Source organism: Sorangium sp. So ce124 (assembly GCF_051525235.1).
Lineage (GTDB): Bacteria > Myxococcota_A > Polyangia > Polyangiales > Polyangiaceae > Sorangium > Sorangium atrum.
On sequence record NZ_CP150312.1, the window covers coordinates 1,099,307 to 1,120,385 of the forward strand.

Genomic DNA, 21,079 nt, shown 5'->3' on the forward strand with positions numbered 1-21,079 from the left:
ATCTCACCGCCTCACCGTCTCCCTGTGATCTTTCCCGGGCAAGATTGACCCCCCACCGGCGCCGGGATGGCGCGTCGCGTCGTCCACCGCGGAGGAGCACGCCAATCCCCGCTCCGCCCGTGCTGCGATCCGCTGGCGCGGCCAGCGCGCGAGGCGCTTGACTTCCGGGAAAGCGTAGGAGTTCCTTAGCCGTCAGGGGGTCACCATGTCCGCTGAACCCAGCCGGGCGCCGCCTGCGCCTTGCTTTCGCCTCCTGCTGATCGAGGACAGCGCCATCGCGGCCTCGGTCGTGCAAAGCCACCTCGACGCCGTGCCGTGGCAGCGCGCCGAGCTCGCGCACGCGGAGACGCTCGCCGCCGGGCTCGCGCGCGTGAACGAGGGGTGGGATGTCGTCCTCCTCGACCTGTCCTTGCCCGATGGGGAAGGCATCGAGGTGGTCGAGCGGGTGCGGGCGGTGGACCCCCATGTGCCCATCGTGGTGCTGACGGGTCACGACGACGTCCGCCTCGCGGAGCGCGCGCTCGGCGCCTCGGTGCAGGACTACCTCGTGAAGCGGGGCCTCGACGCGGATTCATTGTGGCGAGCCATCCGCTATGCGGTCAGCCGCCAGCAGCTCCTGACGCAGCTCGCGCGGGCGATGGCGGAGGCCCGGGAGAACGAGGCCAACCTGCACCAGCTCATCGCCCGCAGCGCCGATGGGGTGATCGTGCTGGATCCCTCCGGGACGGTGCTCTTCGCGAACCCCGCTGCAGAGTCGCTGCTGGGCGACGGGCGCCCCGTCGCCGGGCGGGGCTGTCCGGCCGCGCTCTGCGCCGGCGAGACGAGCCTGGAGATCGGAGGGCAGCAGGTCGTCATCGACGTTCGCTGGGTCGACGTGGACTGGCAGGGGCGCCCCTCGCGCATGGCGCTGCTGCGCGACGTGACCGGGCGGCGCCGGGCCGAGGAGCTGAGGTCACGGCTCGAGCGCAGCGAGCGGCTCGCCGCGGTCGGCCAGCTGGCGGCGGGCGTGGCCCACGAGATCAACAATCCTCTCGCGTACGTGGTGGCCAACCTCGAGCTGCTCGCCCGCGAGGTGCGGCGGCTGGCCGACAAGGGCGTCGCCGCCGAGCGCCTCGCCCAGCCGCTCGCGGACGCCCGCCACGGCGCGGCGCGCGTGATGGACATCGTCCGGGATCTCAGGGTGTTCGCGCGCGCGGAGGCGAACGAGGCGATCGGGCCGACCGACGTCAACGCGGTGATCGAGAGCGCGCTCAACATCGTGCATTCCCAGATGAAGCACCGCGCGCGGGTCGTGCGCGAGCTCGCCTCGGTGGCTCCCGTGAGCGGCGCGGAGGGGCGCCTGACGCAGGTGTTCGTCAACCTGCTCATCAACGCGGCGCAGTCGATCGCGGAGGGGCGCGTCGCCGACAACGTCGTCGAGGTGCGGACCCGCGATCAGGGCCGGGAGGTCGTCGCGGAGATCGTGGACTCTGGCTGCGGCGTGCCCGAAGAGCACATGCACAGGCTGTTCGAGCCGTTCTTCACCACGAAGCGCGCGGGGGAGGGGACGGGGCTCGGACTCGCGATCTGCCGCAGCATCGTCGAGTCGTGCGGCGGCACGATAGGCGTCAGCAGCAAGGCCGGCGTGGGCACCTGCGTCCGCGTCCGGCTGCCCGCCTGGGCGAGCGCCGAGCGCGCCCTTCATCCCGCGCGGCCTGCGCCCGCGCGGGATGACGAGCCGACGCGGCGCGCCCGGATCCTGATCGTGGACGACGAGCCCCTCCTCCTGCGCGCGCTGCGCGGGCTCCTCGAGGCGTCGCACGAGGTCGTCTGCGTGCGCTCGGGCCGAGAGGCCCAGAGGACGCTCCGGCTGGACTCGGCCTTCGATGTCGTGCTCTGCGACATCGTGATGCAGGAGGGCACGGGGATAGAGCTCCACGAGTGGATCGAGGCGGACCTGCCGGCGCTCGTCGACCGGGTGCTGTTCATGACCGGAGGGGGCACGAGCGAGGTGAGCAGGCGGTTCCTCTCGGCCCGCGCGGGACGTGTGCTGCCGAAGCCGATCAACCCGGCGGAGCTGCTCCGGCGGATCGAGGCGCTGCTGCAGGCGAGAGCGGCAGAGCCCGAGAGGATGTAGCGGCGAGCCCGGGGGCGGGAAGGTGGGAATCGGGGCCGACCGGGAAGGGGGGAGTGGGACCCCGCCCCCCGGCGCGCTATCGGCCGCGCCGCGCGCGGCGCGGGCTCATGTCCCGCCGCAGGCCTCGTACTCCGCCTTGCACGCGTCCGCGCCCGCCTGCTGCACGCACGCCCTGCAGTCCGCCGCGATGCCCCGGCCGGCGCACTCCGTCTCGCACTCCTCGGCGCACACGCCCGTCGCGCAGACGCAGGCGATGAGCGCGTCCGTCTCGGCATCTTGCAGGGGATCCGTGTTCGGATCGCAGCCTTGCACGCACGCGCAGCAGATGCCGTCGCCAGGGCAGCAGCCGTCGCTGCGCCCGAGGGGACAGCGGCAGGCGCCGCCGCCTTGCTCCATGCACGGCCCGTAGCCGCTGCCGTCGGCGAGGCACGTGGCGACGCCCGGCGCGCTCACGGCGTGACAGGTGCAGGACATGGTCTCGCCAGGAACGCAGGTCGCGCCCGTGGCCGAGCTGGAGGTCGTCGAGCTTTCGCTGGTCGAGCTGGAGGCCGTCGAGCTTTCGCTGGTCGAGCTGGCGGTCGACCCGCCGCTCCCGGTCGGGTCGGGGTCGGTCGTCGTGGAGCCGCATCCGGTCGCGAGCGCAGCCGTGAACAAGCAGAGGAAAAGGATGTTCCGCATCGGCGCCCCGTATAGCGCGCCGCCCTCGCGGCCGTCGAGGGCCATCACGGCGCGCTCCCGTCCCGCGCCCTCCCCGGCACCGAGCCGCTCGCCGCGGCATCCCGTCATGGAGTCTGGTTCGTCAATGCCCTTTACATTACTTCACGAGCGCGTCATGACGCGGAGCGCCCGGCGGGCGTGTCCTCAGCGCTGGAGTCCGTGGATCCCGGCGAACGGGCGCGTGCTCGGGCGCCCGGGTGGTCGCGGGCGGCCCCGCGTGAGAGAGCGTGCTTGCCTGACGAGCAGGATGCCCTATGTTCGCGCCTGCTCGCGTCCCCGCCGGGGGGTACGTCGGCGCCGCGCCGCGTGCGCCGTGCGGGGAACGCGCTGCCTGAACCGTGCGATAGCAAGGAGATGAGAAGATGACGATCTCGATGTATCAAGCCTCGGTCCCGGTGCTCGTCAGGATGCTCGGCAACCTCTCGGCGATCCTCACCAAGGCCGCCGCGTACGCCGAGGCGAAGAAGATCGAGCCTCGCGTCCTGCTCGACGCGCGCCTCGCCCCGGACATGCTCTCGCTCACGCGCCAGGTGCAGATCGCCACCGACTCGGCCAAGGGCTGTGGAGCGCGGCTGGCGGCCGTGGACCTGCCGAAGTACGAGGACAACGAGGCCAGCTTCGATGAGCTACAGGCCCGCATCGCCAAGACTGTCGCGTTCCTGAAAAGCCTCCGGCCCGAGCAGATCGACGGCTCCGAGGACCGCGATGTCTCCATCCCGGCGCGCGACCAGACGCTGCAGTTCAAGGGCCTTGTTTACCTGCTGAACTTCGTGCTGCCCAACTTCTATTTCCACGTGACGACCGCCTACGCGATCTTGCGCCACAACGGCCTCGACATCGGCAAGATGGACTTCCTAGGCGCCCGCTAATCCGAGCGGCGGTCACCCGCGCGGCGGGCACCCGCTGCGGATACGGGCCCACCTCGACGTTTTCGGTGCTCAGCGCACAGGAGTGCGCTTCCGCGCCGAAAACGCCGATCTGGGCCCGTCTCCTGTGCGGGTGACCGCCGCTCGTCGCTTTGGGGGCGGAGTCAGAAGAGACGGGGATTTCTCTTCTTGCGGGCATGCCCTGACGCTGTGGCTGTCAGGGGGCTGACTACCGCGTGCGCCTTCGATCGTGTTGATGCGCTGGAAGCGGGCCGAGGCGCGTCGTGTCGACGAGGAGCGAGACGACGAGCGAGAAGAAGCGGCGGCGCGTCTCGAAGCTCGGGCTCAGGTCGGGGAGGAGGGCGCCTATCCGCCCTGCGCCGGCGTCGTGGAGGACGCGCTTGGCCATGTCGAGCGGCTCGATGTGGGCGGGGTAGAGGTCGTCCCCGGAGAGCTTTCTGATGAGGCCCACGTACTCGCCCACGAGCGGCGCGACGTCCGCCCGCGCGAGGGCGAGCGCGTCCACCGGGAGGGAGCTCGCCGTGAAGACGAAGTGGAGATCTTTGTCGTCGCAACCGGCGACGAGGGTGCAGGGCTCGCGCGAGGGCCAGGGCGGCTCGCCGGAGACGATATCGGCCGTGATCGTGCGCCACTCCTGCCTGCGGAGCGGCGACGCGCTCGACCAGAGGCGCTCTTCGATTCGGATGGCATGGACGGGCATAGGGGCTGAGCTCATTGTAGCGCTCACGCGTCACGATTGTAACGGCTCACGGTCGGCTATCGAGAAGTCGACAAAACTCCATAATATACGCATTGTCCACATTTGGCCCGGTGCGCGATCGCCGTCGAGACCCTCGAACGCCCTGGATAGAATTTCGTGGCAATCTCCGCTTCGTCATCCCCAACCACCGACGCGCGGCCGCTCGCTTCAACAGCTTGTTGGGCGGCGACGTCACGCCAGGACGCGCTTTGTGCACAGGTCGAGCGCTTCGGGGAACGACGACAAGGTCTGTTCGAGAGAATGACTCCGGGCGATGCACTCAAACGTCTCGTCGTGGAAGGCACCAGCCGCCCCGCATCGACGCCGCCCGAAGCAGTCAGCGCCGAGCCTGATGGGTCGAACGGCTGATTCCCATCTCTCGCCTCCCCGTCTCCCCGCCTCCCCGTGAATCTTTCCTTCGTTCTCTCCGCCCGACGAGTCAACGACTGGTCCACCAAGGCCGCCGGAGCCCATCTGTCGATTCAGGCGCTCTGGGCGACCTCATGCACAGAAGGTCTCACGGAACGGCGCTGCGCCGCGAGGCCGGCGTGTCGCCCGGCGCCGCAGGGCAGGTTCATCCAACGCCGGCGGCCTTTCCGGGGTGCCGTGGGCGCGGTGGGGCCGCGGTGGACCGCGCCCACGCGGTGGTGGTAGGAGGAGATATGGCGACGAGGCGTGCAGCATGGATGTGCGCGGCGTGGATGCTCACAGCCGGTGGATGCACCACGCTCGTGGGGCTGGACGATAGCTACCACCTGGGTGGAGCGGGTGGCGAGGCCGGCGCGGGCGCTGGCGGCGAGGCCGGTACGGGCGGCGAGGCCGGCGCGGGCGCTGGCGGTGAGGCCGGTACGGGCGGCGAGGCCGGCGCGGGCGGGGGCGAGGTCGTCGTCCCCACGGACGTCGAGCTGATCGACGACATGGAAGACGGCGACAGCGCCATCGATGAGGCCGGTGGCAGGGTCGGCTACTGGTACAGCTTCAATGACGGGACGGGCACGCAGACTCCCCCGGTCTACTCGGAAGAGAATCCCGTCGGGTTCATCCCGGAGACGCTCGCGGAGCCGCGCGGCGAGAGCACGATGGCGATGCACACGTTCGGATCCGGCTTCACCGACTGGGGCGCCGGGTTCGGCTTCGCGCTGAACGGCCCCGACGGGGGCCGGCTCGCCTACGACGCGTCGGCGTACAGCGGTATCGTGTTCTGGGCCAAGCTCGGCGACGCGGGCGCGGCGACGACGATGAAGGTCAACATCACGGACAAGACCTCGGACCCCGCGGGCGGGATCTGCGATGAATCGGGAGAGGACGTGGCCAATCCGTGCTTCGACGACTGGTCAACCACCACGCACCTCGGCGCGGAGTGGGCCCCGGTCGTTATCCCCTTCGAGGAGTTCGCGCGCGGTGGTGAAGGCGCCGAGCCAAGCGCCGAGGCCATCGATCTCACAGGGCTCTTCGCGATCGAGTTTGGGTTCACGCAAGGGGAGGATTTCGACGTCTATATCGACGACGTCGGCTTCTACCCATGATCGCGTGATGTGGGCCTCTCGGCGGCGTGCCCCCGCGATCGCGGGCGCTCAGCGAAACGCGTCGAGGTGATCGCGGACCCACGCCGCGAAGGGCCGCGGCGGGCGGCCGAGGACCGCGGCGACGTCGTCGGTCGGCGCCGACGCGCGCCCGTCGCGCAGGAACGTGAGGCCCTGGACGACCGCCCCGACGAACGCTTCCGGGGCGCCGGCCGCCCGCATCTTCGCCGTCGCATGCTCGACGGTGACGTCCTCGGCGGCGATCGGGCGCCCGAGCGCCTCGGCGAGGATCGCGATCTGCTCGTGCGCGTCGAGGCCGGCGGGCCCGGTGAGCGTATACGCCCGCCCGTCGTGATCGCTCGACGTGAGCGCCCGGGCGGCGACGGCCGCGACGTCGCGCGGGTCGACGATCGCGTGCTTCCCAGTGCCGGTCGAGATCTCGATCGGGGCCCCCGCGCGCACGTTGGGGGCCCACGCGAGCGCGTTCGAGTGGAATCCCGCCGGCCGGAGCAGCGTGAAGCGGCGCCCCGTCGCGATCACCGCTTCTTCTCCGGCCCGATGCCAGCTGGACGCGATGAGGTCCTCTTGCTCGGCGCCGTAAGCCGAGAGCTTGACGATCTGCTCGACCCGCGAGCGCACCACCGCCGCGGCCATCGCGCGGTCGTGATCGGCCACCGTCGGCCCCGGCGCCGTGAGCAAGAAGACGCGGTCGGCGCCGTCGAGCGAGCGCGCGAGCGACGGCGCATCCGTGAAGTCTCCGCAGGCCACCTCGACGTCGCTCCCCCAGAGCGCACGCGCGCGGGCGGGATCGCGGGTGAGCACCCGCACGTCGGCCCGGGCGGCGAGCAGCTGTGGGATCAACGCGCGACCGATGGTGCCTGTCGCACCAGCAACAAGGATCATGAACACCTCCGTTTCGAGAGCGAAGCCTGCTGTCCCGGCGAGGCCGCCTCTTGGAGATTCCGGCACGAAGGTCGAGCGCTTCGGCGCGCGACGGCCGAGGCGGCCGAGGCCGGGCGCGCTACACTGCCGCCGTGCTTGCGCCGTTGCTCCCGCCCTTTCGCTCGGAGCGCCGCGACCTCTCGCCGCGCGCGCCGCTCCGTTCCTGGGTCTCCGACGTCCACGTGATGAGCGCCGTCCCCTCGCCGCCAGCGGGGTGGACGCGGCTGCCGAGCGGGACCACGTCGCTCGTCGCGTGCTGGACCGGCGGCGAGCCGGTCGTGGCCGCCGTGGGGCCGCTCCAGCGCGCCACGTTCAAGCCCTCGGGCGCGGTGCCTCTCTATGCTCGCCTCTCGTTCCACCCCGGTGGCGCCCGGCCCGCGCTCGGCGTCGCCGCCCACGAGCTCGTCGATCGCGTCGTCCCGCTCGACGACCTCTGGGGCGCACGCGCGCGCGAGCTCCGCCAAGCGCTCGCGCGCGCCGGCGGGGACCCGGCCGCGGCGGTGCGCCTGCTCGAGGACGCCCTCTGCCGCGCGGTCGACGCGAGCGCCGACGCCCCGGCGCGCCGGGCGCTCCTGCGCCGCGCCGTCGATGCCCTCGACGCCTCCGCGCAGGCACCCGACCCGGACGCCTCCATCCCCGCGCTCGCGCGGCGCCTCCGCGTCGCCGAGCGGACGCTGCGCGCGCTCTTCCACGAGGAGATCGGCATCTCGCCGAAGCGCTACGCCCGCATCGCGCGTATCCGTCGCGCCGCCGAGCGCCTCGCCACGACGAGCCTCGCGCGGCTCGCCCTAGAGACCGGCTTCTACGACCAGGCCCACCTCACGGCCGAGTTCCGATCGCTGCTCGGGGTGACGCCGCGGGCCTACCTCGCGGGCGCGCGTCCGTCCGCGAGGCCCGAGTGCGGCGGCGCGACGGCGCGCGGGTGACCTCGGCGCCGGCAGGCGCGCTTCTTTTCCGCAAGCGCGGCGCATCCCGGGGCCGCGCGCCCTCCGGGATCATTCGAGGAGGTTGTCCCGCACCGGCATCCCCTTGCGGTGTTCTTCCTTGTCCACGTGCGGTGCGCGGGGCTTCACGCCGGCATCAGGCTTGCCGCTCGGGACCATCATCGCCCCGCCGGCGCCGGCGTCCGCGGGGGCGCCGGCGTCGCGAACCAGGATGGCCTGACCGGCCTCGGCGTCCGCTGGCGCCGTGGCATCCATCTCCTCGCCGGCGTCGGAGGCGCCCCCGCTCACGGAGCCGCTGGTCGGGGCGGGCGCGCTCTGGCCGCTGCTCCCGCCGGCCGTGCCTCGCCGGTCAGGGCCGGTCCGCGCGTCGGGGCCGCTCGGCGACGCGCCCGGGTCGCTCGCGCCGCCCTTGCAGGCAAGGAACGCCCCGGCGGCCATGGCGATCGCGATCGACGCGCCCGCCTTGAGCCGCCTCTTCAGCCGCCGCAGCCCGACCTTCTTCGGATCAGCGAACATCCGGCGCCTCCGCGCTCTCCGCCCCGTGCCGCGGGCGGCGTCTCAGCTGGATGGTCCTCGTGTCCCCGCAGGCAGCCTGCGCTGGCAGCGCAACGACGGGCAACGCTTCGGGGGCCGGGGCGGGATACCGGTTCTCATCGGCGCCGCGGTACACCCCGAAGATCGATAACGCGCTGTTGACGAGCTCGGCGAGCTCGAGCCGGCGCGGCATCACGTCCGTCATGTGGCAGACGAGGTACCAGGCGCGGAACATCGCATAGAAGAAATCGTTCGGCGGGAGCTTGATGAGCCGCCTCACGAGCGGCAGCAGCGCAGGAATGGCGGCCGTGACAGCGAACATCTTGTGCAGGTTCTCGATCTGCCGCTTCTCCTCGTCGGACGAGAAGCGCAGCACCGACTCGGTGTAATAGCTGTCGTCGATGAGGTCGAAGTCCCCGCTGAAATGGCCGTGCTCGACCGCGTATGCAGCGATGCCCGTCCCCGGATAGGGCGTGCACAACGTGGCGGCGGCGTAGTCCACGTCGAGCTCGATGTTGAGCTCCAGCGTCGCCAGATCGTCCTCGAGCGTCCCGCCCGGGATGCCGAGGATGTTGTCGGCGAAGACCACGATCCCCGCGCGCTTGAGGAGGCGGATCCCGTGGACGAGCCGGTCCATCCGGATCTGGCGCCGCAGGACGCCGTTCGCGAGCTCGGGGTTCGCGGTCTCTATGCCGACGTTGACGGTGTAACAGCCAGACCAGGCGAGGAGATCCACCATCTCCTCGGTCATCATGTCGGCGCGCAGGTGGCAGTAATAAGGCAGCTTCACCTCGCGACGGTAGAGCTCTCCGAACTGCCTCAACCATTCGGCGTCGTACACGAAGATGCTCTCGCGAAAGCCGACGAACTGGAGCGGACCTTGCTTCATCACGTGGACGAGCTCGGCCACGACGTTCTCGGGGCTCCGGACGCGCACCTTCTTCCAGCTCGGGCCGTAGTGCTCGACCAGCGACGGGTTGAAGCAATAGCTGCAGGGGAAGGGGCACCCCCGGTTCGTGGTGAACGACTTGAGGGGGCGCCGCCGCAGGCTGTCGTCGTACTCGTAGAGCAGATGCCGCGGAGGGAAGGGGATCGCGTCGAGGTCGCGGCGCAGCCCGCGCGCTGGATTCCTGTAGATCTTCCCCTCCGACTTGACCCAGAGGTCCAGGATACCGCGGTGATCGTCGCCTCGCGCCAGCGCGTCGCACAGCTCGACGGCTGCGTCCTCGCCCTCGCCCTGGCACACCACGTCGAGCCCCGGCGTCTGGATCACCTCCGGATAGTAGGTCGCGTGCGGCCCGCCCATCAGCGACACCGCCTTCGGGTAATGCTGCTTGATGTGGTGATTGAGCCCGAGATAGTAGCGATGGAGCCCGGTCGTCGCCCCGAAGGCGATGACGTCCGGCCCGTACCGCCGCACCTCGGCGAGGACGTCGTTGCCGCGCGTGCCGACGAACTTGCACTCGTGGCCCGCTTGCTCCAGGCAGCCCGCCACGTACAGGGCGCCGAGCGGCTCGGCCCCCTCTATCTCCTTGACGATGAAGAGAACCTTGACCCCCATCGGCCGCACCTCCGCGAGCGTCTGTCGAATCGAACCGCGCCTGGCGCGGCGATGGTGCCACGACCTCACGACGGAAGGAAGGCGCCTTCTCCTCCAGCGCGATCCCGACGTCTCCACGTCCAGGTGGTGGTCAACTTTGCCCGAGGAAAATCACAGGGAGACGGCGAGGCATGGAGATTTGCTAAGTTTGTTTTTCTCCCTGCCTCCCCGCCTCCCTGTCCAAATTTGATCAGTACCCACGTCCAGGCGTCGAAGTCGTTGGTGGTCGAAGTGTTTGCTGTCAGCAGTGATATTCGGTGAGGTGCCACGCGCCGCTACCGTCTGGATTCAAAAGCGCGACGACAGTAGATCAAATGGGTGGGTTGGTGGGTCGTTTGGGCACAAAAATGTCTGTGATCGACTTCTGCCGTGATCCAGGCGGGACAGGTTCTGGTACATCATGTCGAATCGACGCTGTTGAGTCGCAGCGTCGGAAACCCGTGCAGGTGCCGATCCATGTGGTCGGCGCTCGCACTAACTCGTGCCTTTCGTCGGGCGCGGCGTGGAGAACACGGTGAACCCCGAGCAAAACACGCATCGCTGGCATCTCGAGCTTTTCGGCTCACAACTCAGGTACGCTGCGCCGCTCTTGCTCGCGCTCGTCGCGGCTTGCAACGGCAACATTGGTGGGGTCGGCCAGTCCACGGGGTCTGGCACAGGCCCCGGCGGGGACGAGCCTGGGATCGTCCAGCCCCCGGAAGACGTGCTGGATTCGGCGTTCTGCCAGACGCCGCAGCCCGGTACGGCGCCGCTCCGCCGTCTCAGCAACTACGAGTACGCCAACACGCTGAAGGATCTCTTCTCCGGCGTCCAGGGGGTGGCCTCCACCGTCGACAAGGTGGTCGCCACGTTCCCGAACGAGTCCGAGTCGCTCGGCTTCCGCAACAACGCGAGCTTCTTGACCGTCGGTTCGCTCGTCGCGCAGAAGTTCCTCGACGCGGCGGAGCAGGTGGCCGCTGTCGCGGCCCGCGCTTCGGGCCTTGTCTCCTGCGATCCGGAGGAGCTCGGTGAGATCGAGTGCGCGCGCGAGTTCATCCGCACCTTCGGCGCCAAGGCGTACCGTCGGCCGCTCACGGAGGCCGAGGTCCAGAGTTACGAGGAGCGCTTCACAGCAGGATCGGACGGGTACACCTTCGACGACGGCATCGAGTGGGTCGTCTTCAGCATGCTGCAGTCGCCGAACGTGCTCTATCGCGTCGAGCTCGGCCAGGCGAGCACGGGCGACGTCACCGAGCCCACGCCGTACGAGATGGCATCGCGGCTCTCGTACCTCGTCTGGCAGTCGCAGCCGGACGAGGAGCTCACGCGCGCCGCGGAGGCGGACGAGCTCGGCACGCCAGAGCAGCTCGAAGCCCAGGTGCGGCGCATGCTGGCCGATCCCAAGGCCGAGCGCTTGCTCGAGTACTTCGACCAGTGGCTCGACACCGACATCCTGAGCAGCATGAACCGCGATCCGGAGGTGTACCCGGACCTCTCGCGCGACCTGCCCGCCTTGCTGCGAGCGGAGACGCGCGCGTTCGTGAAGGACCTGCTCGCGGGCCCGAGCGGCTCGCTCGGCGACCTCTTCGCCGGCGACTACAGCTTCGTGAACGCCGCGCTCGCGCAGCACTACGGCGTGAGCGGGGTGAGCGGCGACGATTTCGTCAGGGTCGACATGCCTGGCCGCTCGGGCGTGCTGACCCAGGGCATGATGCTCACGCGCGACAAGGCGACCCGCACCTCGATCGTCCGCCGCGGCCTCAAGGTGCGCACCGATCTCCTGTGCCAGATCGTGCCCGCGCCGCCCAACAACGTGAAGCTCGATCTCGAGGGCCTGGGAGAGGGGCTCTCGCAGCGCGAGCGCCTCGAGCTCCACCGCACCGAGCCGAGCTGCGCGGGGTGCCACTCGCTGATGGATCCCATCGGCGTGGTGTTCGAGTCGTTCGACGCCGTGGGCCGTCCCCGCACCACGGACGAGGCCGGCAGGCCGATCGACACCTCGAGCGACATCACGAGCACGCGCGACATCAACGGCCCTGTGGCGAACGCCGCCGAGCTGGGCCAGCGCCTCGCGCAGAGCGAGGAGGCGCGCGCCTGCTACGTGCTGCAAAACTTCCGCTTCTTCTACGGCCGCGACAAGACCGACGCCGATCGCTGCTCGATGGCGTCGCTCTCGCTCGCGTTCAAGGACAGCGGCTACAGCCTGTCCGAGCTCGTGGTCGCGCTCACGCAGACCGACGCCTTCCGCTACCGCCCCGTCATCGTCCCGGAGAAACAATGAAACCTCTGAGCCGCCGTACCTTCCTGCGTGGCGCATCCGGAGTTGCGCTCGCGCTCCCGTTCCTCGATGCGATGCGTTCGAGCCGCGCGCGAGCGCAGACGACGCCGTCCCCGCGCCGTATCATGTTCGTGTTCCAGGCGAACGGCGACGAGACGGACAGGCGCTTCGACGCCGGCGGTGAGACGAGCTTCCAGCTCGGCGAGTTCCTCGCCCCGCTCGATCCGTACCGCGAGGATCTCCTCTTTCTCAACAACCTGCACAAGCACTTCTACGATCTGCCGGAGTCCGAGCGGGCCGACAACCACCAGCAGGGCGGCAGCTCGCTCGCTCCGTGGAAGTCCGGCACCGGGTCGTTCCCCATCGGCGGCACCGAGAGCACGATCGGTTACGTGGAGGGGCCGAGCGCCGACTATGTGATCGGCGGTCGCGTGCTGGAGGCCAACGAGGGCGTCGCTCACAGGCACCTCGTGTACCGCGTCGGAGACAAGTGGAACGACATCTGGAACACGCACTCCCACGCGGGGCCCGCGGGTGAGCAGAACCCGATCCCGCCGGAGACGGACCCGTACGAGGCCTACGCCCGGATCTTCGCCTCCATGCCCGATGGCGGGGGCGCGCAGCAAGAGGTGCTGAGGCGCCTGGCGAAGAAGCAGTCGGCCATCGATCTGGTGCGCGAAGAGGGGAACTCCCTCCTCACGAGGGTCGGCGCCGAGGACCGCGCCAAGATCCAGCAGCACCTCGACGCGATGCGCGACGTCGAGCGCGCGCTCCAGGCCGGCAACGGCGCGGCCGCGTGCGTGAACACCCCGCTCGGCGAGCGGCTCGACCCCTACGCCGACGAGAACCACGCGATCATGGGCGAGCTGTTCTTCAAGATCAGCGCCCTCGCGTTCGCCTGCGATCTGACGCGCGTGGTGCATTTCAACTGGAGCGGCAACACCAGCAACCGCGTCTACTCGAACCTGGGCCTCAGCGACGGGCACCACGACATCTCGCACAACAGCGACGACGACTCGTTCGCCAAGGTGCGCAAGATCCAGAGGCACCTCTGGGAGCAGAACACGAAGCTCTACGAGATCTTGAAGAACACGAGCGACGGCGACGGCACGCTCTGGGATCATACGCTCGTCGTGCACTGGAACGAGCTCGGGCAGGGCAACAGCCACACCATCGAGGACAGCCTGGTCGTGTTCGCAGGCAAGGCGCACGACTACTTCCGGCGCGGGCGGCTGGTGGATTTCCGCAGCGATCGCTCCTTCGCCGACATGCTCGTGAGCTGCTTCCACTACATGGGCTTCGAAGACGTCAAGAGCTTCGGCGAGGGCGCGTTGAACATCGGGGGCGCCCTGCCGCTCACGTGAGCAGGCGCCGCCTCCCGCGGGCGGCGCGGAACGCAGCGCATGCGGCGCCCCGCCTGCGGGCGCGCTCCGTAGGCTTTTCCAGGTGAGCGCTCCTCCCGCGGGTGCTTCACTGGGCGGCATGTCGATCATCCAGCCTTGTTTCGATCGGTCGGTCGTCGTCCGTGGCGCCGACGCCGAGATCGTCGGCTCTCCCGCCGCGCGGATCCAGCTCCTCGCGGACAGCAGCGCGACGGGCGGAGCCCTCTCCACCGTGCGCGTGACGCTCGCGAAGGACGCGGACGGCGCGCGGCCCCATCGCCATGATGGCTCGGCCGAGATGTTCTACGTGCTCGACGGCGCGGTGCAGGTCCTCTCGGGCAGCGACGTCGTGACGGCCGAGAAGGGCGATCTCCTCGTGGTCCCTCCGCGTGTCGCCCACGCGTTCGCCGCCGCGCGCGGCAAGGGCGCAGAGCTCCTGGTCGTCATCACCCCCGGGGTCGAGCGCTTCGACTACTTCCGCAAGCTGACGCGCATCGCCCGCGGCGAGGAGCCGCCCGAAACCTTGCGCGACGTGCAGGAGCTCTACGATACGTACTTCCTGAGCAGCCCCGAGTGGGAGGCGGCGCGCCGGTGAACGCGCTTCGAGGTCGCGCGGGCAGGCAGGGCGCCGCTCGCGGGCCGCGTCGCGTCGATGTATCCTGGGTGGAGCATGCCCTTCACCTTCCTGTGCATCGATCACGTGCAGCTGGCCATGCCGCCCGGGCAGGAGCCGCGCGCCGTGGCGTTCTACCGGGACGTGCTCGGGATGGAGCAGCTCCCCAAGCCCGAGCCGCTCGCGTCCCGCGGCGGCGCCTGGTTCCGCGCGGGCGGCGTGACGGTGCACCTCGGCGTCGAGCGCGACTTCCAGCCGGCGCGCAAGGCGCACCCCGGCTTCGCCGTGAGGGGCATCGACGAGATCGCCGCCGCGCTCCTGGCCGCGGGCCACGCCGTCCGCTGGAGCGACGAGCTGCCCGGCGTGCGGCGGTTCCACACCGACGATCCGTTCGGGAACCGCATCGAGATCATCGACGCTGAAGCGGGCTGAGCAGTACTCCACGTCGCCACCAGCGCATCGACCTACGCCGCGACCCGCTCCTGCGCGCCCAGCGCCTCACCCCTGAATCACGTCGTTCGCCTTAACACGACTTAACGGTGGGCGGCCTCGGCCCGCGCTATTCAGGGCCGCGGGGGAAAACATTGCTGTCAGGAGAATCCTTATGATCGAGAAGAGCACTCTGTCGATGCATGCCTGTTCTCTCCGTCCGTCACGCGCTGTCCTGCCGCGGATCGGCGCGGCGCTGTTGCTCCTCGGAGCCCTCGGCGCCGCCGCATGCACCGCCGGTGCCGGCGTGGACGACGAGGAGAGCCTCGGGGTGGCGAGCCAGCGCGGAACTTACGATCTGACGAGCAGCTACACGGGCACCGTCGGTGACACCCGTGGCTGGCTCATCGAGTGGCAGGTCCCCCAGCTCCTGAACGCGTCCACGGCCTGGACCGCGGTTGGCCAGTGGTACTACAATCTGGAGTCTGGCATCTACCACAGCCCGGACGGGTGGTTCGTCTACTACTTCGGAGATGACAACGGCGTCACGGGGAATCATTCGAGCTGCAACACCCAGTGGGGCTCGGGTGGCACCTGCGGCGGCTCGCTCGGCAACCTGCAGCCCGGGCAGCAGGTCGTCTTCAAGTACGAGTGGTGCACGCCCGAGCGCGTCGCGAGCGTGACCGGCGCCCAGCTCTGCCTCTATGTCGACATGAAGGACGGCGCCGGCTGGCAGTTCCTCGCCCAGGACGCGCGCAGCACCGTCGAGATGTATGCGCACGACATCGAGCATTTCGCCGACGTGGGCCCGCAGTACCCCGAGCCGCAGGTCTCCTGCGAGGCGCCCATCAAGATGCTTCGCCAGCAGGTGAAGACGACGGCGGGCGCCTGGCAGAACATGTCGGGCGCGAGCACCTGGTCGTTCCACGACGCCGCTCCCTACGTCTACCAGAACAAGAACCTCAGCGCGTCGCCGTCGACCTGGGAGGCCTGCACGTCGACCGTGCCCACGAACAACTGCAGCGGCGTGCCCGCGTGGGCGTCGGCGCAGGTGTATACGCCCTCCACGCAGGTCACCAACGGCGGCCACCTCTGGTCGGCGACCCAGCAGATCTGGTGGTCGCACCCGGATTGCCCGCCCAGCAACCCGACGTTCTGGTGCCCGGCCGAGTGGGCCGACCTCGGGCCGTGTAACTGATCATAAAACCCACTCCCCACGAGGCGCGCTGGAGGCAGCCCTCCTTTCGGCGTAGGATGCGCAGGGCACATGCGCATCCTCCTCGTGGGGCTCTTGCTCCTCGTGCTGGCGACCGGGCTCGCCATCCTCCACCGCCGGCGGAAGCGGCGCTCACGCGCACGCCCGCGCGGCGATAGCACCGTGGTCATGCACACGGCGAGCTTCGAAGCCATCCGGCGCGGGCAGCGGGTCTTGCTCCCGGAGCATGTCGTGCTCGCTGCGCTCTGCGATCGCCGGGTGGCGACGCTGGTCGCATCGGCCGGCGCGAGCGCCGCGTCCTTGCGGCGCGAGCTGACTCGACACCTCGCGGGGCCGCGCGAGGCACCCACGGACATCGCCACGCTCGAGTTATCGCCGGCCGTGAATGCCATCGTGGATCGCGCCTGGTCGAGGTCGGTGTCGTGGCGGGGCCCGTCGCCGATCGACCTGGTTGTCGCGGCGCAGTCGGCGGGGGAGCGCTGCTTCGCCGCCGCGCTGCTCACGAGGGCGTGTCCCGACCTCGACCAGGCGAGCCGGGAGCCGCCCCGCGCCCCGGAGCGCAGCAACCATGCAGGCGAGCTGGTCGAGATCGTGTTCTGGAACGACGACGTGACCAGGATGGAAGCCGTGGAGCGCTTGCTCGTCGACTGCTTCGGAATGGACGAGGTCGAGGCGACGCACTTCATGCTGACCGTGCACCTCGCGGGCTCCGCCGCAGCGGGCCCGTATCCGCCGGACGTCGCCGCCGGGCTCCTGGCGCGCGCGACGCAGGTCGCACGCGAGCGCGGCATGCCGATCCGGATCACGCTCGGCCCGGCGGCCGAGGAGATGGGCTTCACCTGGGCGACCGAGCCCGCCGGGGCGGAGGAGGCGCGCGGCGGCGAGCCGCGCGCGCCGCAATCCTTCTGAGAGGACGGCTGGCGCCGGGTGGTGGTCGACTTTGCCCGAAAAGATCACACTTGGCCCAGCCCATCCTTCCGGCGGGCCGAGCCGACCTCAGCGCTCCGCGCGTCGGCTCGCCGCGATACGCGTGATGAGCTGGTGAATCCGCATCTCCAGCTGTCGCGCCGTCTGCTGGAAGGCCATGCGCAGCGCGGGCTCCGAGCCCACGACCGCGGTCGGGTCCGAGAGGCTCCAGTGGAGCCTCTCCGGGGAGCCGGGGAAGCTGGGGCACACCTCGCGCACGCGGTCGCAGACCGTCACGATGTAATCGAAGCGCTCGCCGGCGAGCTCGTCCATGTGTTTGGATCGCTGCCCGCTGGCGTCGATTCCCATCGACGCGAGGGTGCGCACCGAGAGGGGGTGGATGATCGATGGCTCGGAGCCTGCGCTGGACGCCTTGATCCGGCCGTAGCTCAGGTGCCGCAGGATGCCCTCCGCGAGCTGGGAACGTGCCCTGTTGTGGGCACAGAGGAAGAGAACGTGAGACGGCGCCTCGGCGCCGCTCGCCGCCGGTGTCCTCGGGGCGGAATGGCCGGCGGACGACAGCGTCGGCGCCCTCACATCAATGCTCGTCGTGCTCATCTGCGCCTCCTCTTGGTTGCATTCGCGCGTGCGCCGCGGCGGGCGGGCCGCTCGTCAGGCTGTCCGGTGGAGCGATCGGCTCATGGCGAGCGCGATGCCGCGCTCGACGGTCGGCCGGACCGCGAAGCCGCCGAGGCCCGGGCCGACATCGACCAGCGCCCGCGCGACTTCCGGGCGGATCCCGGTGATCACGGTCCGAGCGCCCAGCAGGCGGAGCCCCCGCGCGATCCGCGCGAATCCATCGATCGCGGGCGGATCGACTGCGGGCACGCCGGTGAGATCGACGATAGCCGCGGTCACGCGGCCGCGCCCCGCGCCGTCGAGGAGCACGCGGCGGGCCTGGCTCATGCGCGCCTCGTCGAGCCGACCGATGAGCGGCATCACGACCACACCGTCCGCGACCGGGATGAGCGGCGCGCTGAGCTCCCGGACGAGCTCCCGCTGCGCGCTTACCGCGGCCTCGAGCTCCGCGCGAAGCAGCTCCAGCTCGCGCACCTGGCGCGCCGACTCCTCCATCAGCACGATGCGCTCCGCCACGGCCGATGCCTGGTTCGCGAGGCTCGTGATGAGCCTCATCTCCTGGGCGCTGAAGCGGCGCGGCGCCGGCCACGCCAGGAGCAGCCGCCCCGAGAGCCGCGCTCGGAGCAGGAGGGGCGCAGACAGCACGCACTGCCACCCCGCCGCGAGGAGCGCCCGCCGCGATGCCACGTCGATCGCATGGCTGCGCGCGACGTCCTCCGAGATCACGAGCTCCTGGGCGAGCAGGAGCTGGCGCAGCGGCGATTCTCGCAACGAAAAGCTCTCCTGGATGCCGGGGAGCTCCGCCCCGAGCGGCCACGCCGCCGCGAGCTGGGCCGAGGCGGCCGCCTCCTCGGCTCGGCCCGTGAAGGTGACGAGCATGCACACCTCGGCGCCGAGCGGCACGGAATAGCCCGCGACGATCTCCGCGATCTCTTCCAGGGTCGCCGCGAAGCTGAGCGCACAGCAGAGATCGTAGAGCGCCGTGGAGCCTACGGCGCCGGTCGCCGCCTCGGGCGGGGCGGTCTGCTCCAGCGTCTCCCGCACCATGGTGACCAGACGCTCTGCCAGCGCCCATCGCTGCTCGTGCGGGAGGCCGGCGCACGCCGCTTCTTCTGCCTTCATCGCCGTTGTCAGCGCCTCGACGAACGCACGCGACTCACCGTCGTCCCCGCGCACCGACGTCGGGGCGCCGGGCGGGGAGCACGGGATCTCTGTAGGTGGCTCCTGCACACCGTTTACAGAGCGAAGGGCGAGCTTGCTCGTCATGGCTGGATTTGCGCAGAGGGTGCGAGGTCATGATGCAGCGCATATGTCTCCTGTGCAATCAAGATCTCTGCGACGTATCTGCCAAAACGATTTTGCCGCGATGTCACCGAAACGATGCCGAATTCTCGTATCTTTCGAGGATTTTGCGCCGGCGTGAAGTCCGCGCGCTGCGCGTGGTGACAGGGGCGCCCAGATCGTTCCTGGGGTATCGAGCGGACTCTTGATATGGCGTCGCCTCTCCGGTGGAGCGGCGCATAAGAGATCTCCTGTCACGTGAGGCGAGCGTGGCCATTCGCTGTTGGACAGGGCTGCTGGGCTCGCTCGCCGTCATGCCGTGATGGCTCCGCGCGACTGCGCCGGGGTGCGCGGAGGATGATGGGCGGCGCCGGCAGCCTCCACGGCTTCCCGGCGTCTGCCGTCGACGCGGCGTGCGCTCTGGCGGAGCCGCGGCGCGTCGCGCTCGGGCTCGCGTTCATGGCGCTGTTCGCGTCGATCATCGGCAAGTCGGCGGGCAGCTCCGCGGAGCGCGCCGCCGCCGCGGTGACGCCGCTCCTCCAGCGCTCGGGCGACGCGCGCGTCGAGGGCGTGCTCCGGATCCAGCGGGCGATCGCCGCTCACGAGACGTCGTTTCGAGAGACGGTGATGCACGCAGAGGAGGCAGAGCGCATCTTCCGCGAGCGGTGCACCGGGGTGGCCTGGGCGTGGCCGGCGCGCTCCTGCGGGAGCGGGTGGGCTGGGCGAGCGCCCAGGCGTGGCTCACGCTGGCCGCCGTCGCCTGGACGCGCGGCGACGCGGCGCTCGCGCGCACGCACCTGGAGGCGGCGATCGCCGGGTTCGACGCGAGCGAGGTCGCGCTGAGCGCCGCGGCGGCGCGCAGGCGGCTAGGGGAGGTGCTTGGCGGTGATGAGGGCCGCGCGCTCGTCCGGACGGCCGGCGAGGCGATGGCCCGCCTCGGCGTCACCCGTCCGGATCGGATGGCGGCCCTGTTCGCTCCCGGCTTCGGCGGCCGCTGATGCCGGGAGGAGGGGCTCCAGAGCCAGCACGGCGGCCCCGCGGTGAGCTCGACGAGCTGGTCGTTCAGCGCGCAGCTCGCGGCGGCTCATGGCGTTGTCGGCCGGGAGGCGGCGCGCGTCGGTTTTGCCTGCGTCAGGGCGTCAGGGCGAAGCAGTAGATGCCGCCGTAGCCGCCGCCGCCGCCGACGGTGTTCGAGCCCTGCTGGGGGCCTCCTATGTCCACGATGGTGACCCCCGGCGCGCACCCCGGTGCATTGTGAGATGTTATCCAGTGGGACCCGCTCCCGCCCCCGCCCGGGCCGCCGCCGCCGCCCCGCGGCCACGAGTGTCCAAGCTGCGGTCCCCCCTCGGCCCTGTCTCCCGTCTTGGCCGTCCAGTCCTTGCACGTCGCCGTGGCGCCTTGGAGCTGCCCCTGGGCGTTGGAGCCCGTCAGGGTGTCGTGGTTGTCGACCGCGGGTTGGCCCGGATCGGGCTGGTGGTTGGGGACGCCGTCCTCGTTCGGCAGATCGTTCATGATCGCCGCGTCGGCCCCGCTGGGACGCGTGTTGAGCAGCTCCTCCTTTTCGTTCGCGACCAGCCGGCCGAGCCGATCGTACCAGGGCCCCTCGCCGATCCGGTCGATCGCGTTGACCTGCTTCCCGTCCTCGCCTGCCGTGGCGCTCAGGAACGCGCGCCACATCTTGCTTCCTGCGCCCGGGAGGCTCTTCTCGGCGATCGTCGCGCAGATCTTGTCCGCGCCGCGGAGGCCGGCGCCCGGCCCCGTCTCCCCGAAGCGGAGGTCGCCCCCGAAGCCGTCCTGGGAGCCCGACAGCTCCCGCATGGCGGCGAGGCTGGTCACGAAGAAGCTGAATCTCTCGGTCGTCCCGCCGCTCGCGGTGGATGAGGTGGTGTCGCCGCTCGCGGTGGACGAGGTGGTATCGCCGCTCGCGGTGGATGAGGTGGTGTCGCCGCTCGCGGTGGACGAGGTGGTGCTGCTGCCGGAGGTGGATGCGGTGGTGCCGCCGCCGGAGGTGGTCGAGGTGGTGCCGCCGCCGGAGGTGGATGCGGTGGTGCCGCCGCCGGAGGTGGTCGAGCCGTCGCTCGAGGTGTCCGCATCCGAGCCTGAACCGGAGCAGCCGACCACGTGCGAGAAGAGCGCGACGGTCAGAGGCAGCAGCAAGTGGCGATAAGTGCGTGTCATGGTCTCCGTTTCCTTTCTCGTGTTAAGCAGGAGGGCAGCCGCGCCGCGGGGCGGCGAGGCTCACTGGCATGGGAGGGCGCGCGGCAGGTCCTGCCCTCGGGGCGCTGCGAGCTGTCGTCGCAGGAGGTGAGCCCCGCGATCACCACCGGCCGTTCGATCGGGGACGAGATGACCCG

At 70.4% G+C, this 21,079-nt stretch carries 20 protein-coding genes; 12 read left to right on the forward strand and 8 right to left on the reverse strand.

Features of this window, described 5'->3' with window-relative positions:
- Positions 1-205: 205 nt before the first annotated feature.
- Positions 206-2,116 carry a response regulator gene (locus WMF19_RS04035; protein WP_437897869.1) on the forward strand — a complete coding sequence of 637 codons (1,911 nt, stop codon included), beginning with the start codon at positions 206-208 and terminating at the stop codon, positions 2,114-2,116.
- A gap of 105 nt (positions 2,117-2,221) precedes the next feature.
- On the opposite strand, the gene WMF19_RS04040 is transcribed toward WMF19_RS04035, so the two are convergent.
- Entirely contained in the window at positions 2,222-2,902 is a 681-nt protein-coding gene (locus WMF19_RS04040) for a hypothetical protein (RefSeq protein ID WP_437897870.1), read from the reverse strand.
- Between the two features lie 293 nt (positions 2,903-3,195).
- On the opposite strand from WMF19_RS04040, the gene WMF19_RS04045 reads away from it, so the two are divergent.
- On the forward strand, positions 3,196-3,702 hold the full coding sequence (locus WMF19_RS04045) for a DUF1993 domain-containing protein (protein ID WP_272097846.1): 507 nt from the start codon (positions 3,196-3,198) through the stop codon (positions 3,700-3,702).
- 226 nt (positions 3,703-3,928) lie between these two features.
- On the opposite strand, the gene WMF19_RS04050 is transcribed toward WMF19_RS04045, so the two are convergent.
- Positions 3,929-4,420: a UPF0262 family protein gene (locus tag WMF19_RS04050; protein WP_437897871.1), complete on the reverse strand. Its 492-nt coding sequence runs from the start codon at positions 4,418-4,420 to the stop codon at positions 3,929-3,931.
- Between the two features lie 701 nt (positions 4,421-5,121).
- Between WMF19_RS04050 and WMF19_RS04055 the strand changes: the two genes are divergently transcribed.
- A complete protein-coding gene (locus tag WMF19_RS04055; protein WP_437897872.1) occupies positions 5,122-5,985 on the forward strand; it encodes a hypothetical protein in 864 nt (287 codons plus the stop codon).
- A gap of 48 nt (positions 5,986-6,033) precedes the next feature.
- Here WMF19_RS04055 and WMF19_RS04060 read toward each other — a convergent pair whose 3' ends face one another.
- Positions 6,034-6,885, reverse strand: a complete 852-nt coding sequence (locus WMF19_RS04060) for an NAD(P)H-binding protein (RefSeq protein WP_437897873.1) — start codon at positions 6,883-6,885, stop codon at positions 6,034-6,036.
- A 131-nt stretch (positions 6,886-7,016) separates the two neighbouring features.
- On the opposite strand from WMF19_RS04060, the gene WMF19_RS04065 reads away from it, so the two are divergent.
- Entirely contained in the window at positions 7,017-7,850 is an 834-nt protein-coding gene (locus tag WMF19_RS04065) for a helix-turn-helix domain-containing protein (protein ID WP_437897874.1), read from the forward strand.
- A 69-nt stretch (positions 7,851-7,919) separates the two neighbouring features.
- Here WMF19_RS04065 and WMF19_RS04070 read toward each other — a convergent pair whose 3' ends face one another.
- Both WMF19_RS04070 and WMF19_RS04075 read right to left on the reverse strand, forming a co-directional pair.
- A complete protein-coding gene (locus tag WMF19_RS04070; RefSeq protein ID WP_437897875.1) occupies positions 7,920-8,384 on the reverse strand; it encodes a hypothetical protein in 465 nt (154 codons plus the stop codon).
- A complete protein-coding gene (locus WMF19_RS04075; RefSeq protein ID WP_437897876.1) occupies positions 8,374-9,963 on the reverse strand; it encodes a B12-binding domain-containing radical SAM protein in 1,590 nt (529 codons plus the stop codon). Before WMF19_RS04075 ends, WMF19_RS04070 begins: the two co-directional genes overlap by 11 nt.
- 553 nt (positions 9,964-10,516) lie before the next feature.
- Between WMF19_RS04075 and WMF19_RS04080 the strand changes: the two genes are divergently transcribed.
- The 6 genes from WMF19_RS04080 (at position 10,517) to WMF19_RS04105 (ending at position 16,808) form a co-directional block, all read left to right on the forward strand.
- Entirely contained in the window at positions 10,517-12,262 is a 1,746-nt protein-coding gene (locus WMF19_RS04080) for a DUF1592 domain-containing protein (RefSeq protein ID WP_437897877.1), read from the forward strand.
- Between the two features lie 71 nt (positions 12,263-12,333).
- Positions 12,334-13,623, forward strand: a complete 1,290-nt coding sequence (locus tag WMF19_RS04085) for a DUF1552 domain-containing protein (RefSeq protein ID WP_437897878.1) — start codon at positions 12,334-12,336, stop codon at positions 13,621-13,623.
- A 118-nt stretch (positions 13,624-13,741) separates the two neighbouring features.
- Entirely contained in the window at positions 13,742-14,236 is a 495-nt protein-coding gene (locus tag WMF19_RS04090; protein WP_276597168.1) for a cupin domain-containing protein, read from the forward strand.
- Between the two features lie 75 nt (positions 14,237-14,311).
- Positions 14,312-14,686 carry a VOC family protein gene (locus tag WMF19_RS04095; protein WP_437897879.1) on the forward strand — a complete coding sequence of 125 codons (375 nt, stop codon included), beginning with the start codon at positions 14,312-14,314 and terminating at the stop codon, positions 14,684-14,686.
- A gap of 172 nt (positions 14,687-14,858) precedes the next feature.
- Positions 14,859-15,881, forward strand: coding sequence for a hypothetical protein (locus WMF19_RS04100; protein WP_437897880.1), 1,023 nt, complete (start codon positions 14,859-14,861; stop codon positions 15,879-15,881).
- A gap of 69 nt (positions 15,882-15,950) precedes the next feature.
- A complete protein-coding gene (locus WMF19_RS04105) occupies positions 15,951-16,808 on the forward strand; it encodes an ATP-dependent Clp protease adaptor ClpS (RefSeq protein WP_437897881.1) in 858 nt (285 codons plus the stop codon).
- Positions 16,809-16,895: 87 nt separating this feature from the next.
- Here WMF19_RS04105 and WMF19_RS04110 read toward each other — a convergent pair whose 3' ends face one another.
- Complete coding sequence (locus WMF19_RS04110; RefSeq protein ID WP_437897882.1) at positions 16,896-17,423, reverse strand: arsenate reductase ArsC; 528 nt, start codon at positions 17,421-17,423, stop codon at positions 16,896-16,898.
- Positions 17,424-17,477: 54 nt separating this feature from the next.
- Positions 17,478-18,710, reverse strand: coding sequence for a GAF domain-containing protein (locus WMF19_RS04115; RefSeq protein ID WP_437897883.1), 1,233 nt, complete (start codon positions 18,708-18,710; stop codon positions 17,478-17,480).
- A gap of 701 nt (positions 18,711-19,411) precedes the next feature.
- On the opposite strand from WMF19_RS04115, the gene WMF19_RS04120 reads away from it, so the two are divergent.
- Positions 19,412-19,723: a hypothetical protein gene (locus WMF19_RS04120; protein ID WP_437897884.1), complete on the forward strand. Its 312-nt coding sequence runs from the start codon at positions 19,412-19,414 to the stop codon at positions 19,721-19,723.
- A gap of 133 nt (positions 19,724-19,856) precedes the next feature.
- Here WMF19_RS04120 and WMF19_RS04125 read toward each other — a convergent pair whose 3' ends face one another.
- Positions 19,857-20,561: a hypothetical protein gene (locus WMF19_RS04125; protein WP_437897885.1), complete on the reverse strand. Its 705-nt coding sequence runs from the start codon at positions 20,559-20,561 to the stop codon at positions 19,857-19,859.
- On the opposite strand from WMF19_RS04125, the gene WMF19_RS04130 reads away from it, so the two are divergent.
- Positions 20,542-20,892 carry a hypothetical protein gene (locus WMF19_RS04130; RefSeq protein WP_437897886.1) on the forward strand — a complete coding sequence of 117 codons (351 nt, stop codon included), beginning with the start codon at positions 20,542-20,544 and terminating at the stop codon, positions 20,890-20,892. The genes WMF19_RS04125 and WMF19_RS04130 overlap by 20 nt on opposite strands.
- Positions 20,893-21,079: the final 187 nt, after the last annotated feature.